Source organism: Streptomyces sp. NPDC028298 (genome assembly GCF_055565895.1).
This window is the reverse complement of the sequence record NZ_JBVHTL010000002.1, coordinates 799,729-814,008: the sequence shown is the minus strand read 5'-3', so window position 1 is coordinate 814,008 and position 14,280 is coordinate 799,729. Positions and strand designations below refer to the sequence as shown.

12 protein-coding genes are annotated in these 14,280 nt (G+C 69.9%); 3 read left to right on the top strand and 9 right to left on the bottom strand.

From position 1 onward, the window contains the following. Nucleotides 1-24: 24 nt before the first annotated feature. The 8 genes from ACZ4TO_RS12145 to ACZ4TO_RS12110 form a co-directional block, all read right to left on the bottom strand. A complete protein-coding gene (locus ACZ4TO_RS12145; protein ID WP_382782039.1) occupies nucleotides 25-1,719 on the bottom strand; it encodes a pyridoxal phosphate-dependent aminotransferase in 1,695 nt (564 codons plus the stop codon). Between the two features lie 161 nt (nucleotides 1,720-1,880). Beyond that, nucleotides 1,881-3,023, bottom strand: coding sequence for an aldose epimerase family protein (locus ACZ4TO_RS12140; protein WP_468024103.1), 1,143 nt, complete (start codon nucleotides 3,021-3,023; stop codon nucleotides 1,881-1,883). 56 nt (nucleotides 3,024-3,079) lie between these two features. Beyond that, nucleotides 3,080-4,324, bottom strand: a complete 1,245-nt coding sequence (gene mmsB, locus ACZ4TO_RS12135; RefSeq protein WP_468024102.1) for a multiple monosaccharide ABC transporter permease — start codon at nucleotides 4,322-4,324, stop codon at nucleotides 3,080-3,082. Continuing rightward, complete coding sequence (mmsA, locus tag ACZ4TO_RS12130; RefSeq protein ID WP_385042299.1) at nucleotides 4,321-5,871, bottom strand: multiple monosaccharide ABC transporter ATP-binding protein; 1,551 nt, start codon at nucleotides 5,869-5,871, stop codon at nucleotides 4,321-4,323. The genes mmsB and mmsA overlap by 4 nt, the downstream gene beginning before the upstream one ends. Before the next feature lie 32 nt (nucleotides 5,872-5,903). Then, complete coding sequence (gene chvE / locus ACZ4TO_RS12125) at nucleotides 5,904-7,016, bottom strand: multiple monosaccharide ABC transporter substrate-binding protein (protein WP_382782028.1); 1,113 nt, start codon at nucleotides 7,014-7,016, stop codon at nucleotides 5,904-5,906. Between the two features lie 139 nt (nucleotides 7,017-7,155). Then, nucleotides 7,156-8,157, bottom strand: coding sequence for a hypothetical protein (locus tag ACZ4TO_RS12120; RefSeq protein WP_382782025.1), 1,002 nt, complete (start codon nucleotides 8,155-8,157; stop codon nucleotides 7,156-7,158). An 85-nt stretch (nucleotides 8,158-8,242) separates the two neighbouring features. Beyond that, nucleotides 8,243-9,247: a zinc-dependent alcohol dehydrogenase gene (locus tag ACZ4TO_RS12115; protein WP_468024101.1), complete on the bottom strand. Its 1,005-nt coding sequence runs from the start codon at nucleotides 9,245-9,247 to the stop codon at nucleotides 8,243-8,245. Further along, nucleotides 9,244-10,401, bottom strand: coding sequence for a mandelate racemase/muconate lactonizing enzyme family protein (locus tag ACZ4TO_RS12110; protein WP_468024100.1), 1,158 nt, complete (start codon nucleotides 10,399-10,401; stop codon nucleotides 9,244-9,246). Before ACZ4TO_RS12110 ends, ACZ4TO_RS12115 begins: the two co-directional genes overlap by 4 nt. A 253-nt stretch (nucleotides 10,402-10,654) precedes the next feature. Between ACZ4TO_RS12110 and ACZ4TO_RS12105 the strand changes: the two genes are divergently transcribed. Next, entirely contained in the window at nucleotides 10,655-11,422 is a 768-nt protein-coding gene (locus tag ACZ4TO_RS12105) for an SCO2400 family protein (RefSeq protein ID WP_382782018.1), read from the top strand. Between the two features lie 186 nt (nucleotides 11,423-11,608). On the opposite strand, the gene ACZ4TO_RS12100 is transcribed toward ACZ4TO_RS12105, so the two are convergent. Continuing rightward, nucleotides 11,609-12,070, bottom strand: a complete 462-nt coding sequence (locus ACZ4TO_RS12100; protein ID WP_382782015.1) for a MarR family winged helix-turn-helix transcriptional regulator — start codon at nucleotides 12,068-12,070, stop codon at nucleotides 11,609-11,611. Nucleotides 12,071-12,194: 124 nt separating this feature from the next. Between ACZ4TO_RS12100 and ACZ4TO_RS12095 the strand changes: the two genes are divergently transcribed. Both ACZ4TO_RS12095 and ACZ4TO_RS12090 read left to right on the top strand, forming a co-directional pair. Further along, nucleotides 12,195-13,217: an NADP-dependent oxidoreductase gene (locus ACZ4TO_RS12095; RefSeq protein WP_382782013.1), complete on the top strand. Its 1,023-nt coding sequence runs from the start codon at nucleotides 12,195-12,197 to the stop codon at nucleotides 13,215-13,217. 164 nt (nucleotides 13,218-13,381) lie between these two features. Then, nucleotides 13,382-14,191, top strand: coding sequence for an EI24 domain-containing protein (locus tag ACZ4TO_RS12090; RefSeq protein ID WP_385042201.1), 810 nt, complete (start codon nucleotides 13,382-13,384; stop codon nucleotides 14,189-14,191). Nucleotides 14,192-14,280 lie beyond the last annotated feature (89 nt).

Below are 14,280 nucleotides of genomic sequence, written 5' to 3'. Positions count from 1 at the left end.
TAGGCGCGCGGCGGTACGAGTGGCCTAACCGGCCTGGTTGTACAGCATGGCGCCCACGGCGCCCCAGCCGCTGCCGTTGCTCGGCGACTGGGGTGGGGGTGGTTCCGGCTGCGTCCTGCCGCGGACCTGGGCCGCCGTCAGACCGCCCTGAGCGCCCATGGAGGCGGCGCCCGCCATGCCGGGCATCCCGGTCTGGCCGGCGGGCTGGAGGGCGGGCGACGGGGCCTGCATGGCTGCGGGCGGCATCTGGGCCGGCATCGCGCCCGGGCCCTGGGCCGCGGCCGGCCAGTTGGACGGCCCCGGGGCGGGGTACTGGGCCGCCGCGGGCTGCTGCGGGGCCGGATAGACGGGGGCGGCGGCGGGCTGCTGGGCCGGGTAGGGCGACGCGGCGGCGGGCCGCGGCTGCGGGGCGGCCGGCAGGACGGGCTGCGGGGCCGCGGCGGCCACCGGCTGGGGCGCCGGGGCGGGCTGTCCGGGCCACGCGTTGGCCTGCGCGGCCAGCCCCTGCATGCCCGCCCCGTTGGTCGAGCCGACGAGACGGTCGACCATGGCCGTACCCGAGCCGTAGCCGGTCCCGTTGCTCAGCTCGGGTACGGCGGCTTCCTTCCTGGCCCCGTAGAGCACCTGCTCCAGACCGGCCACCAGGCGGCGCACATCCGTCTGAGGACGTACGACGAGTCTCAGGAAGCGGCTGGAGGAACCGACCTTGTTGCCGCACTCGCGGACCAGGATGCGGTGCTCGGTGAGCAGCCGGTCCCGCACCACGGTGCCCTCGGCGCCGACGGGAAGACGGACGAACAGGAAGTTGCCCTGCGAGGGATAGATCGTCAGGCCGGGCAGCGCCGAGAGCTGGCGGGCCATGTCGAGCCGGTCGCGGCGGACCATGTGCAGGCTCTCCATGTACTCCTTGCCGTGGTTCTTGAGCATGAACACCACGGTCTCCGCGAAGGAGTTGAGGTTCCACTTCGGCAGCATGGAGCGGACCTTGCCGGCGAGCGAGGGGTTGGCGACCATGTAGCCGAAGCGGATGCCGTGCAGGCCGAAGTTCTTGCCGAGGCTGCGCAGCACGATGACGTTGGGTCTCATGACCGCGTCCTCCACCACGCTGGGCTCCGACTCGGCGTCGGCGAACTCCAGGAAGGACTCGTCGATGACGACCAGGTCAAGGTCGGCCATCGCGTCCATGAACTGGATGACCGACTGGCGCGGCAGGAAACCGCCGTCGGGGTTGTTCGGGTTGCAGATGACGGCGACCTTGGTGCCGCGCGAGCGGATGAACTTGGCGTAGGCGGCCAGGTCGAGCGCGAAGCCGTTGGACTCCTGGAGCGGGAACATGTCGACCCGCTTGCCGGTCTCCATCGGCTGGTCGGTCCAGCGGCCGAACGTGGGGACGGGGATCGCGAGGGACTCACGGACCAGCAGGTGATCGATCCAGGTGATCAGTTCGGTCGAGCCGTTGCCCATCGCGACGCACTGCGGCGGAAGCTGGAGCAGCGAGCACAGCTCGCTGGTGATCGTGTCGGCGCTGCTCGGGTAGTAGGTGATGATCTCGCGCAGACGGCCGGCGAGTTCGTCGAACATCGCCGGGGTGGGGAAGTACGGGTTGCAGGGGATGCAGAAGTCAACCGGGCCGGCTCCGTCGCCCTCCCGCGTCAGTGCGGCCATCGACGGGCTGTGCGCCGCGGTGCCGCGAAAGAGCGAGGTGACATTGCCGGCCATGGAACCTCCGTATAGGGCGAGCCCGTTGGGGAGGACGGGCCCCCGTTCTTTGGGTGGCCCGCGCGGGGGAGCACGGGCCGCCCTCTCATACGGATACGGACGGGGCGCTGTTCAATCGTCGTGAGGTCGTGCGGATCCTGTGAACCGGCTGAGAAATCCGGTCACACCCCGAACGAGTGGACCGTGCTGGTCCGGTAGGTCTGCCCGGGCCGCAGCACCGTCGAGGGGAACGACGGCTGGTTCGGGGAGTCCGGGAAGTGCTGGGTCTCCAGGCACAGCGCGTCGCCCTGGCGGTAGATGTGGCCGCCGGTGCCGACCAGGGTGCCGTCCAGGAAGTTGCCCGAGTAGAACTGCAGGCCGGGCTCGTTCGACGCGATGGTCAGGGTGCGGCCGGAGGACGGGTCGCGGAGGGTCGCGACATGCTCGGGCCGCGCCGTGATCCCCTTGTCGAGGACCCAGTTGTGGTCGATGCCCTTGCCGTACAGGAGCTGCTGGTGGGCCACCCGGATGTCCCGGCCGACGGTCTTGGTCCGGCGGAAGTCGAAGGGGGTGCCGGCGACCTTCGCGCGTTCCCCGGTGGGGATCAGGCCCGAGTCGACGGGGGTGTAGCGGGAGGCGGCGATCTCGAGCTCGTGGTCGTAGATCGAGCCGCTGCCCTCACCGGCGAGGTTCCAGTACACATGGCTGGTGAGGTTGACGACGGTGGCCTTGTCCGTGGTGGCCTCGTAGTCGATGCGCCAGTCGCCGTGCCGGGTCAGGGTGTAGGTGACCTTCGCCCGGAGCGTGCCGGGGTAGCCCATCTCGCCGTCGATGCCGGTGTAGTGCAGGACGAGTCCGACGTCGGAGCCGGAGGCGAAGCCCTCCACGTCCCAGACCCGCTTGTCGAAGCCCTTGGCGCCGCCGTGCAGGCTGTTGACGCCGTCGTTGACGGAGAGCTGGTAGGTCGTGCCGTCGAGGGTGAACCGCCCCTTGCCGATGCGGTTGCCGTACCGGCCGATCAGGGCGCCGAAGTACGGGCTGGAGGCGACGTAGGAGTCGAGGTCGCCGAAGCCCAGTGCGACGTTGCGGTACCTGCCGTGCCGGTCGGGGATCTCCAGGGACTGGACGATTCCGCCGTAGGACAGGACCTTGAGCCGTGTCCCGCCGTTCTCCAGCGACCACCGGTGGACCTTCGTCCCGTCGGCGAGCCTGCCGAACAGTTCCCTCACGGGCTTCTTCTCGCCCGCCGCGTGCGCCGTGCCGATGCCGGCCGCGGTTAAGCCCGCTGCCGCCGCTGCGATGACCGTACGTCTGCTCGTTTCCATTTCGCGGCTCCTGCCCAATGGAGGGGGCCCCGCCTCTTGGCGGGGCCCCGGCTGACTTACGAACCGACCTTGCGCTTGTTCCACACGTCGAACCCGACCGCGGCCAGCAGGGCCAGGCCCTTGATGACCTGTTGCCAGTCGGTGCCGACACTGAGGAGGTTCATACCGTTGTTCAGCACGCCGAGGACCAGACCGCCGATGATCGCGCCGAGGACGGTACCGACACCGCCGCTCATGGACGCGCCGCCGATGAACGACGAGGCGATGGCTTCCAGCTCGAAGTTCAGGCCGGCCTTCGGAGAGGCCGCGTTCAGGCGGGCGGCTACCACCAGACCCGCCAGGGCCGCGAGCATGCCCATGTTCAGGAAGACGTAGAAGGTGACCTTCTTGTCCTTCACGCCCGACAGCTTCGCCGCCGGGAGGTTGCCGCCGATCGCGTAGATGTGCCGGCCGAAGACGGCGTTGCGCATGACGTAGCCGTAGCCGACGACCAGCGCGCCGAGGACCAGCAGCACGACCGGCGCGCCCTTGTAGCTGGCGAGCAGCATCGTGACGGTGAGCACCGCGGCGACCAGCGCCACCAGCTTGAGCAGGAACAGCTTGGCCGGCAGCACGTCCAGGGTGAACTCCTGCTGGCGCTTGCGGTCGCGGACCTCCTGGGCGACCACGAAGGCGATCACCGCGAGGCCGAGCAGCAGGGTGATGTTGTGGTAGTTCGTGGTCGGGCCTACCTCGGGGAGGAAGCCGTTGCCCACCTTCTGCAGGCCGTCCGGGAACGGGCCGAGGGTCTGCCCCTTGAGCAGGATCTCCGTCAGACCGCGGAAGAGCAGCATGCCGGCGAGGGTGACGATGAAGGAGGGTATGCCGAGATAGGCGATCAGGAATCCCTGGACCGAGCCCGCCACGGCGCCCACCACCAGGCACAGCAGCAGGGCGAGTGGCCACGCCATCCGGTGTTCCACCATCAGCACGGCCGCGAACGCGCCGACGAACGCCGTCAGCGAGCCGACCGACAGGTCGATGTGGCCCGCGATGATCACCAGCATCATGCCGATCGCCAGGATCAGGATGTAGCTGTTCTGCAGGACGAGGTTGGAGACGTTGCGCGGCAGCAGGAGCTGGCCGTCGGTCCAGACCGCGAAGAGGACGACGATCAGGCCGAGCGCGAGCAGCATGCCGTACTGGCGCATGTTCTGGCGCAGGCCGTCGAGCATCACCCGCAGCAGGTTCTCGCCGGCGTCGCCGCTCCCGCCCTTGCCCGGTGGCGCCTCGGCCGGGATGTTGGTCACATCGGTGCTCATCGCGTTACCTCTTTGTCCTTCGTCATCTGACGCATCAGCACTTCCTGAGTGGCCTCGGCCCGCGAGAACTCACCGGTCAGCCGCCCCGCGGCCATCGTGTAGATGCGGTCGCACATGCCGAGCAGTTCGGGCAGCTCGGAGGAGATGAAGATGATCGCCTTGCCCTCGGCCGCCAGTTTGTCGATGACCGTGTAGATCTCGAACTTGGCGCCCACGTCGATGCCGCGGGTCGGCTCGTCCAGGATGAGCACGTCCGGACCCGCGAAGATCCACTTGCTGAGGACGACCTTCTGCTGGTTGCCGCCGGACAGCTTGCCCACCGGCTCGAAGACGGTCGGCGCCTTGATGTTCATCGAGGTGCGGTAGCCCTCGGCGACCTGGCGTTCCGCGTGCTCGTCGACGATCCCGCGCCTGGACACCTTGCCGAGCGCGGACAACGAGATGTTGCGGTTGATCGTGTCGATGAGGTTGAGGCCGTAGTGCTTGCGGTCCTCGGTGACGTACGCGATGCCGTGGTCGACGGCCTCCGCGACCGTCTTCGTACGGATCTCCTCGCCGTCCTTGAGGACCGTGCCGCCCGCGTGCCGGCCGTAGGTCCGCCCGAAGACGCTCATCGCGAGCTCGGTGCGGCCCGCGCCCATCAGGCCGGCGATGCCGACGATCTCCCCGCGCCGCGCCTGGATCGACACGTCGTCGACGACCTTGCGCTGCTGGTCGATCGGGTGGTGGACGGTCCAGTCGCGGATCTCCAGCGCGGGAGCCGCCCCCACCTCGGCGTGGTGCGGGGTGCGCTCGGGGAAGCGGTGTTCCAGGTCGCGGCCGACCATGCCGCTGATGATCCGGTCCTCGGTCGTCTCCGGCGCCTTCACGTCGAGCGTCTCGATGGTCCGGCCGTCCCGCAGGATCGTCACCGAGTCGGCGACCCTGCGGATCTCGTTGAGCTTGTGGGAGATGATGATCGAGGTGATGCCCTGCTTCTTCAGCTCCAGGATCAGGTCCAGGAGCTTCTCGCTGTCCTCGTCGTTGAGCGCCGCGGTCGGCTCGTCGAGGATCAGCAGCTTCACCTTCTTCGAGAGGGCCTTGGCGATCTCCACGAGCTGCTGCTTGCCCACGCCGATGTCGGCGACGCGGGTCTCGGGGTGGTCGTTCAGACCCACCCGCCGCAGCAGCTCGGTGGCGTGACGCAGCGTCAGGCTCCAGTCGATGAAACCGCGCTTGGCGTGCTCGTTGCCGAGGAAGATGTTCTCCGCGAGGGAGAGGTAGGGCGACAGCGCCAGTTCCTGGTGGATGATGACGATGCCGTGGTGCTCGCTCGCCCGGATGTCCTTGAAGCGGCAGACCTCTCCCTCGAAGAGGATCTCGCCCTCGTAACTGCCGTGAGGGTGAACGCCGGAGAGCACCTTCATCAAGGTGGACTTGCCGGCGCCGTTCTCACCGCAGATGGCGTGGACCTCGCCCTGCCGGACGGTCAGATTGACGTCCGAGAGCGCCTTGACGCCGGGAAAGGTCTTGACGATCGAGCGCATGTCCAGGACGGGTCCCGCCATGGTCGTGCCTTCCAATCCGTAAGGTTCGACGCTTACTTGAGCTGGTCCGCCGTGTAGTAGCCGCCGTCGACCAGGACCGACTGGTAGTTGGACTTGTCGACGCTCACCGGCTGGAGCAGGTAGGCGGGAACGACCTTGGCGCCGTTGTCGTACGTCTTGGTGTCGTTGGTCTCCGGCTTCTTGCCGTTGAGGGCCGAGTCGACCATCGTCGAAGCGATCTTGGCGAGCTCGCGGGTGTCCTTGTAGACCGTCTGCGTCTGCTCGCCCGCGATGATCGACTTCACCGACGCCAGCTCGGCGTCCTGGCCCGTGAGGATCGGCAGCGGCTTGCTCTTGGAGCCGTAGTCGTCCGACTTCAGCGCCGACAGGATGCCGATGGAGATGCCGTCGTACGGGGAGAGGACCGCGTCGACCTTCTTGCTGGAGTACGACTTGGTGAGGATGTCGTCCATGCGCTTCTGGGCGGTCGCGCCGTCCCAGCGCAGGGTGGTGACCTGGTTGAGCGCGGTCTGGCCGGACTGGACGACGAGCTGCTTCTTGTCGATGTAGGGCTGCAGCACCTTCATCGCGCCGCCGAAGAAGTACTTCGTGTTGTTGTCGTCGTTCGAGCCGGCGAAGAGCTCGAGGTTGAACGGGCCCTTCTTGGAGCCGTCCGCGAGGCCGAGCTTCTGCAGGATGTAGTTGCCCTGGAGCTCGCCGACCTTCGAGTTGTCGAAGGACGCGTAGTAGTCGACGTTCTTCGAGCCGAGGATCAGACGGTCGTAGGCGATGACCGGGATGTGGGCGTCGGCGGCCTGCTGGAGCACGTTGTTCAGGGACTTGTTGTCGATGGCGGCCACGATCAGCGCCTTGACACCCTGCGTGATCAGGTTCTCGATCTGCGAGACCTGCTGGTCCGGGTCGTCCTCGCCGTAGACCAGCTTGGTCTTGTAGCCCTTGGCCTGGAGGTTCTTGACGACGTTGTTGCCGTCGGCGATCCAGCGCTCGGACGACTTGGTCGGCATCGCGATGCCGATCGTCCCGCCCTTGCTGCTGCCCTTGTCCTCCTTGCTGCCGCCTTCGCCGCTCTGGCCACAGGCGGTGAGGGTCAGGGCGAGGGAGGCGGCTCCGGCTATGGCGGCGAGTGCGGCTCTGCGGTTACGCATGATCATCATCCTTGATGTCTTGGACCGGGCGGAGTCTCACGGAGCTGGGATGTTCCGGGAGTGTTACAGGTGAGGCCGAGAAGGTGTGTTGGATTGTGCGCGACTGTGTCTGCTTGTGTGAAGGGGGTTTGTGCGAACGTTATGAGGGAGTGTCGAACCGCGAGAGAGTCCCGGGCAGACGGGTGCCGAGCGGGGCCATGTCGCCGCCCGCGCCGTGCCGTGCCAGCAGGTCAAGGGCGAGGCGGCCGCGCCGCACCCGCTCCTTGGCCGTGCTCAGGGTCAGGTCCCGCAGATGGTGTCCGTACGGGTAGAGCCCGGGGGTCTTGGACAGCCCGAACTTCAGGTAGAGCGGTGCGCCGCGCCGGATCAGCTCGGCGACCTCGTACATCCGGATGTACCCGCCGAGATCGTCGGGGGCCTCGATGTACATGTCCATGGGGGCGGCGGAGACCCGCCGGATCTCGGTGAGGTGATCGAGGGTCAGGTCGCTCGGCACGTTCAGCGAGTCGGCGCCGAGGTTCTCGTACACGGCGTACGAGGCCGGGTTCACCGGACCGATCAGCGCCGAGACCTTGAACGTCGTGTCGGCCGGCAGGATCCCGGCGACGCGCGCCCGGTGCAGCGTCCACAGCACGCCCTCGTCGGCGACGAGCAGGCACTTGACGCCCAGTTCCGTCGCCCGGACGGCGTCCTCGACACAGCCGGCCACCGCGTCGTGGCCGCGGGCGCGCAGCCCGCCGCCGCGCGAGTCGGAGCGGGTCGAGCCGCCGATGTCCCAGATGCCGCGCGGTCCGGTGAACAGGCAGAGCTCTATGTCGCGTTCACCGGTGGCCTCGACCATCTCGGTGATCTCGGCGTCGGTCAGCATCCAGATGCCGCTGCCCTGGCTGATCCGGTGGATCGGCACATCGAGCCGCGAGGCCTCCTTGAGGACCACGGCGAGCGCCTCGGGCCCCTCCACGGAGGGGACCTCGGTGCGCCAGCGGCCGCCTCCGGGGAAGGTGTGCGGCGAGGCGTCGTCGGGGGCGAGGGCGGGCGCGGCCAGGCCGAGCGCGGCCAGGGCCGGCTCGCCGGGGCGACGGGGCGCCGTGGGAGAGGCGTCGGTCACAAGCTGTCCTTCATCGTTCGATATTTCGGGCATGGTTCGCGACGTCGGGCGCGCGAGGCCTGGTGTACGCCGGTACGGGACCGTCAGGGAACCCCGTACCGGCGTACGGCTCGGGTGGTCACGGCTTCAGCAGGACCTTGCCGACCTTGGGGTCACCGGAACCCACCAGTTCGATGGCCTCCGGGAACGCGGCGAGCGGCAACTCGTGGGTCACCAGCGGGGACGGGTCCAGCAGACCCGCGCCGAAGACGCGTACCGTGTGCGCCCAGGCCTCCGGCGGAGCCCCGAACACGGTGTGCACCTCCAACTGCCGTACGACGAGATCGGTCGGGTCGAGACCCTCGGCACCCGGCGCCGGGATCCCCGTGAGGACCAGGCGCCCGCCGCGCCGCAGCAGGGAGGCGGCGGTGCGCGCGGCGGACGCGGACCCGGCGGTTTCGATCACGACGTCGAAGTCGTCGGGGAGTTCCTGGTCCCTGGTGCGGAACCCGGTGGCGCCGAACTCCCGCGACAGCGCCGCCCGGTCGGGGCGGGTGCCCACCACGAGCAGTTCGGCCGGGGAGCCCGCCTTCAGGAACTGCACGGCGAACATCCCGAGCGTTCCGGTGCCGACCACGGCCACCCGCTCGCCGGGCCGGGCGTTCGCCTTGAGCGCGGCGGCCGCGATGCAGGCGGCCGGCTCCAGCAGGGCGGCGGCGCTCAGATCGGCGTTGTCGGGCAGGACGTGCAGCAGCCTGGCCGGCAGTGTCAGCGTGCTCGCCATCGCCCCGGGAACGGTGAAGCCCGTCTCCTCGTACCCGGCCGTGCACAACGTCGTCTCGCCCGCGTGGCAGCGGTCGCAGACCTGGCAGTTGCGGAAGCCCTCGCCGACGACCTTGCGGCCGACGAGCGTCGCCGGGACACCGGCGCCGACCTCCTCGACGGTCCCGGACCACTCGTGACCCGGCGTCAGGGGATAGCGGACGTAGCCCTCGGGCCGGTTGCCCTGGTAGACCTCGCGGTCGCTGCCGCAGATGCCGACCGCGTGCACCCGCACGAGTGCCTCGCCCGCCGCGGGCCGGACCGGCTCGTGCGGGACCAGCCGGTGCTCGCCGGGACCCTCGACGAGGACCGCGGTGCTCACTTCGACCCCTTGGGCTTGCGCTGCTCCCAGCCGTCGGCCCACAGGTCGAACCGGGCCTGCTGCTGGGGGAACTCGGCCGCCGCGTCGACGTCCAGCTCCACGCCGAGTCCCGGCTCGTGGGACAGCTCGAAGTAGCCGTCCACGACCTGCGGGGCGCCCTTGACGACCTTCTTGATCTCCGCGTCGGCGAAGTCGTTGAAGTGCTCCAGGATCTTGAAGTTCGGCGAGGTGAAGCCGACCTGGAGGGACGCGGCGGTCAGGACCGGCCCGCCGACGTTGTGCGGCGCGACCAGCATGTAGTGGGTCTCGGCGGTCGCGGCCAGTTTCCGGGTCTCCCAGATGCCGCCGATGTGGCCGACGTCGGGCTGGATGATGTCGACCGCCTGGCTCTCGAAGAGCTCGCGGAACTCGATGCGGTCGTGGATCCGCTCGCCCGTGGCGAGGGGCATGTCGACCTTGGCGGCCACCTTCTCCAGCGCCTTGAGGTTCTCCGGCGGCACCGGCTCCTCCAGCCACGCGGGCTTGAAGGGGGCGAGCTCGTGGGCCAGCCGGACGGCGGTGGACGGTGAGAAACGGCCGTGCATCTCCAGCATCAGCTCGGTCTCGGGCCCGATCGCGTCCCGCACCGCCTCGATGAGCGACACCGAGTACAGCGTGGCCTCGTGGTCCAGCTCGAAGTGCCCGGTGCCGAAGGGGTCGATCTTGAGGGCCTTGTAACCCCGGGCCACGACCTCCTGGGCGGCCTTGTGGTAGGCCTCCGGGGTGCGTTCGGTGGTGTACCAGCCGTTGGCGTAGGCCTTGACCCTGTCGGTGACCTTGCCGCCGAGAAGCTGCCAGACCGGCACCCCGAGCGCCTTGCCCTTGATGTCCCAGCAGGCCATCTCGATGACGGCGATGCCGGACATCGCGATCTCTCCGGCGCGCCCGTAGTCGCCGTACTTCATGCGGCGGACCAGGTCCTCGACCGCGAACGGGTCGGAGCCGAGAATATGGTTGGCCTGCGCCTCGTGCAGATAGCCGATCAGCGCGTCGGTGTGGCCCAGCATGCGGGTCTCGCCGACCCCGGTGATGCCCTCGTCGGTGTGCACCTGGACGTAGGTCAGGTTCCGCCAGGGTGTCCCGACCACGTGTGTGGTGATTCCCGTGATGCGCACGGCAGTTGCCCCCTGTGCTTTCAGCTCTGTTCGAAATTTCGTCACACGTTCGAAATGCTGGCGTGACAGTAAGGACGCTGCCCGGGGAGTGTCAATGGGTCGCGCGCATATCGGTTTCGACGCGATGGGCGCAGGATGGCGGGGAATGTTCGGGGGTGCCCGGGTCCGACGGACCGGAATAATCGATTCCGCACAACATCTTCACAACTGCGCCTAGGAACGTTACCGGCGGTGACCCTAGTCTTCCCGCGTCATGGACTACTGCCACGTGTGCCGCAGGCACCTCAACGGCGCCCTCGCCTGTCCCGGGTGCGGCACCCCGGTCGACGAACTCGGCGCGGACGCCGAGGACGCCGGCGCGCGCCCGCCGGCAGACGCGGACACCGACGCGCACCACGGCGACGACGGTGGCGACCGTGACGTCGAGTGGCGCTCCCGGCGTGCCGCGCGCCGACGTGGCCCTGTCGTGGACACCGAGGCCGGGAGTGAGGGCGACCCGCGGGGGGCGAGGGGTCCGGCCGGTGCCAGCCGCCGCGACCGCAAGGCCGCCGCGCACCGCCGCCGGCGCCGCCGCACCCTGTACATAGCCGTCGGCTTCGTCCTGGCGGCCGGCGGTCTGAGCCTCGCCGAACTCGGCGTCGACGCGCCCGGGCTCGGCCCCAGCCCCGCCGCGGCGGAGTCGCCCGACGGCTCGGCCTCGCCGGCCGCGTCCGTGCTCAAGAAGGGCTCGCCCTCCAAGTCCCCCTCGGCCGGACGTACGTCCACCTCCTCGCCGTCGGCCTCCGGATCCGCCTCCGCCTCGTCCTCCGCCTCCGCGTCGGCGACGAGCGAGAAGAGCGCCGGGAGCGGCGGGTCCGCGACCGCGGGCACCCTCCCGGGCCGGTCCACGTCGGCCCCGGCGGCCACTCCCGCGGCCCCGGGTACGTCGGCCCCGGCCACGACCGGACCGACCACGTCGGCGCCCACGCCCGCGCCCTCGTCCTCGGGTGACTGCAACCGCTTCCTGTGGTGGTGCACGTGAGGGTGCCGCCCGGCACGGGCTGACCTTCCTCCGGTTCTCCGGCTTACGGGGCGTCTCGTCTCCGGGCCGTCCGTCGCGTCTCGGGGTCGTCCGTCCCGTCTCGGGGTCGTCCGTTCCGTCTCCGGGTCCTCCCGTGTCCTGGCCCTGCCTCCGTCCGGCCAGGTGCCCCTCTCGGCGCTCGCGCCCTCAGGCGCCGCCGCCCGCGCCCTCCGGGGTCTCGCCCAGCATGCGGCGCAGCAGGTCGCGCAGGGCCAGCCGTTCCCGGTCCGAGAGCTCCGCCAGGGGTTCGCGGGCGAAGTCGAGAGAGTCGCGCAGCCCGCCGGCGATTCTGCGGCCCTCGGCCGTCGCCGCCGCCAGCTTCACCCGGCGGTCCGCCGGGTCGGGGCGGCGCTCCACCAGCCCCCGCGTCTCCAGCCGGTCCACGATGCCCGTGACGTTGGACGGCTCGCACCGCAGTTGCCGCGCCAGACGGCGCATCGGCAGCGGCTCCAGCGAGAGCAGGCTCAGCAGCCGCGCCTGCGCGCCGGTGAGGGCGTGTTCGGCGGCCGCGTGCTCGTACTCCTCGTGGTAGCGGGCCACCACCGTGCCGATCAGTTCGACGACCTCCAGGGTCAAGGGGTCGATCCGTGGTCTCTTGGGGGTGGCCATGCCCTCGATCGTACCGCGTTACTTGACATCATGAAATATTCATGAGCATCGTTGTTTCAGGTACTCATTGTTTGAGGTACTTAAGTAATTCCCCCCGCCGGTCACCGCGAAAGGCGCACCCCTCATGTCCGAGACCCCCCAGCTTCCCTCCACCGGCCGTGAATGGCACCTGGTCAGCCGTCCGGTCGGCTGGCCCGAGCCCGCCGACTTCGCCCTGGTCGAGGCCGAGGTCCGGCAGCCGGGTCCCGGCGAGGTCCTGGTCCGCAACGCCTACGTCTCCGTCGACCCGTACATGCGCGGCCGTATGAGCGCCGCCAAGTCCTACGTCGCCCCCTTCGAGCTCGGCAAGACCATGCAGGGCGGCGCGGTCGGCGAGGTCGTCGCCTCGAACGCCGAGGGCATCGAGGTCGGCGACCACGTGCTGCACTTCCTCGGCTGGCGCGAGTACGCCGTCGTGGACGCCAAGCAGGCCGTCAAGGTGGACCCGGAGGCCGCGCCGCTGTCGACGTACCTCGGCGTCCTCGGCATGACCGGCCTCACCGCCTACGCCGGGCTCCTGCGCACCGCCTCCTTCAAGGAGGGCGACTCCGTCTTCGTGTCGGGCGCGGCCGGTGCCGTAGGCAGCCAGGTCGGCCAGATCGCCAAGCTCAAGGGCGCCTCGCGCGTCATCGGCTCGGCCGGCTCCGACGAGAAGGTCAAGCTGCTCGTCGAGGAGTACGGCTTCGACGCGGCCTTCAACTACAAGAACGGCCCGGTCTCCCAGCAGCTCCGCGAGGCCGCGCCCGACGGCGTCGACGTCTACTTCGACAACGTGGGAGGCGACCACCTGGAGGCCGCCATCGGCTCCCTGAACCGGGACGGCCGCATCGCCATCTGCGGCATGATCTCCGTCTACAACAGCACCGAGCCCGCCCCGGGCCCGCGGAACCTGGCTCGGCTGATCCAGACCCGCGGCCGCATCCAGGGCTTCCTCGTCGGCGACCAGTACGACCTCCAGCCGGAGTTCGTGCGCGAGGTCGGCGCCTGGATCCGCTCCGGCGAGCTGAAGTACGCCGAGACGGTCGTCGAGGGCATCGAGAACAACGTGGAGGCGTTCTTCGGCGTCCTGCGCGGCGACAACATCGGAAAGATGATCGTCAAGCTCTGACCCGGCGGGGCGGCGGCGGGCGACGGCGGACCGCCGCGCGGCGCCGCCCCCGGGAGGGCGGCGGACCGGGTGGCACCCGCTTCCGGGAGGGCGGCGGACCGGGCGGCCACGGCCGCCGCCACCACGGGCTGTGGCCCGGCGCTGCGCCCCGATAGGGTCTCCCCATGCGCGATCTTGGGGTGGGTTTCGGCTATCTGCTGCGCGGCCAGCGGTGGGTGGCCCGGCACGGGAAGAGTTTCGGGTTCGGGCTGCTGCCCGGACTCGTCACGCTCGTCCTCTACGCGGCGGCGCTGGTCGCCCTCGGCGTGTACGGGGAGGACTTCGTCACCTGGGCGACGCCGTTCGCGGACGACTGGAGCAGCCCCTGGGACGGTCTCTTCCGCGGCTTCCTCACCGCCGTCCTGTTCGCCCTGGCCCTCCTCCTCGCCGTCCTCACCTTCACCGCGGTCACCCTGCTCATAGGCCAGCCCTTCTACGAGAGCCTCTCGGAGAAGGTCGACCGTGACGTCTCCCCGGACGGCACGGCCCCCGAGTCCGGGCTGCCGCTCTGGCGCGAGCTGTGGATCTCCGCGCGCGACAGCCTTCGTGTCCTCGCGCGGGCCCTGGTGTGGGCGACCCTGCTCTTCGCGCTCGGCTTCGTCCCGTTCATCGGCCAGACCGTCGTCCCGGTGCTCGGCTTCTTCGTGACCGGCTTCTTCCTCACCGAGGAACTCGTCGCCGTCGCCCTGCAGCGCCGTGACGTCGACCTGCGGGCGCGCCTCGCGTTGCTCCGCTCCCGCAAGACGCTGGTCTGGGGCTTCGGCACCCCGCTGGGCCTGGCCTTCCTCGTCCCGTTCGTCGCGGTGTTCCTGATGCCGGGAGCGGTCGCGGGCGCCACCCTGATGGCCCGGGACCTGCTCGGCGAGGAGATCCAGGAGGGCGACGCCGAACCGGACGCCGACACCGCCTCCGAGGAGCAGAGCGCCACCCCGTGACCGGGACGCTCCCCCTCGCCCTCTAGACCGCCTCCCGTCGCCCCCCGGACCCTCGGACCGCCCGGACCCGCCCGGCCCCCGGGCCTGCT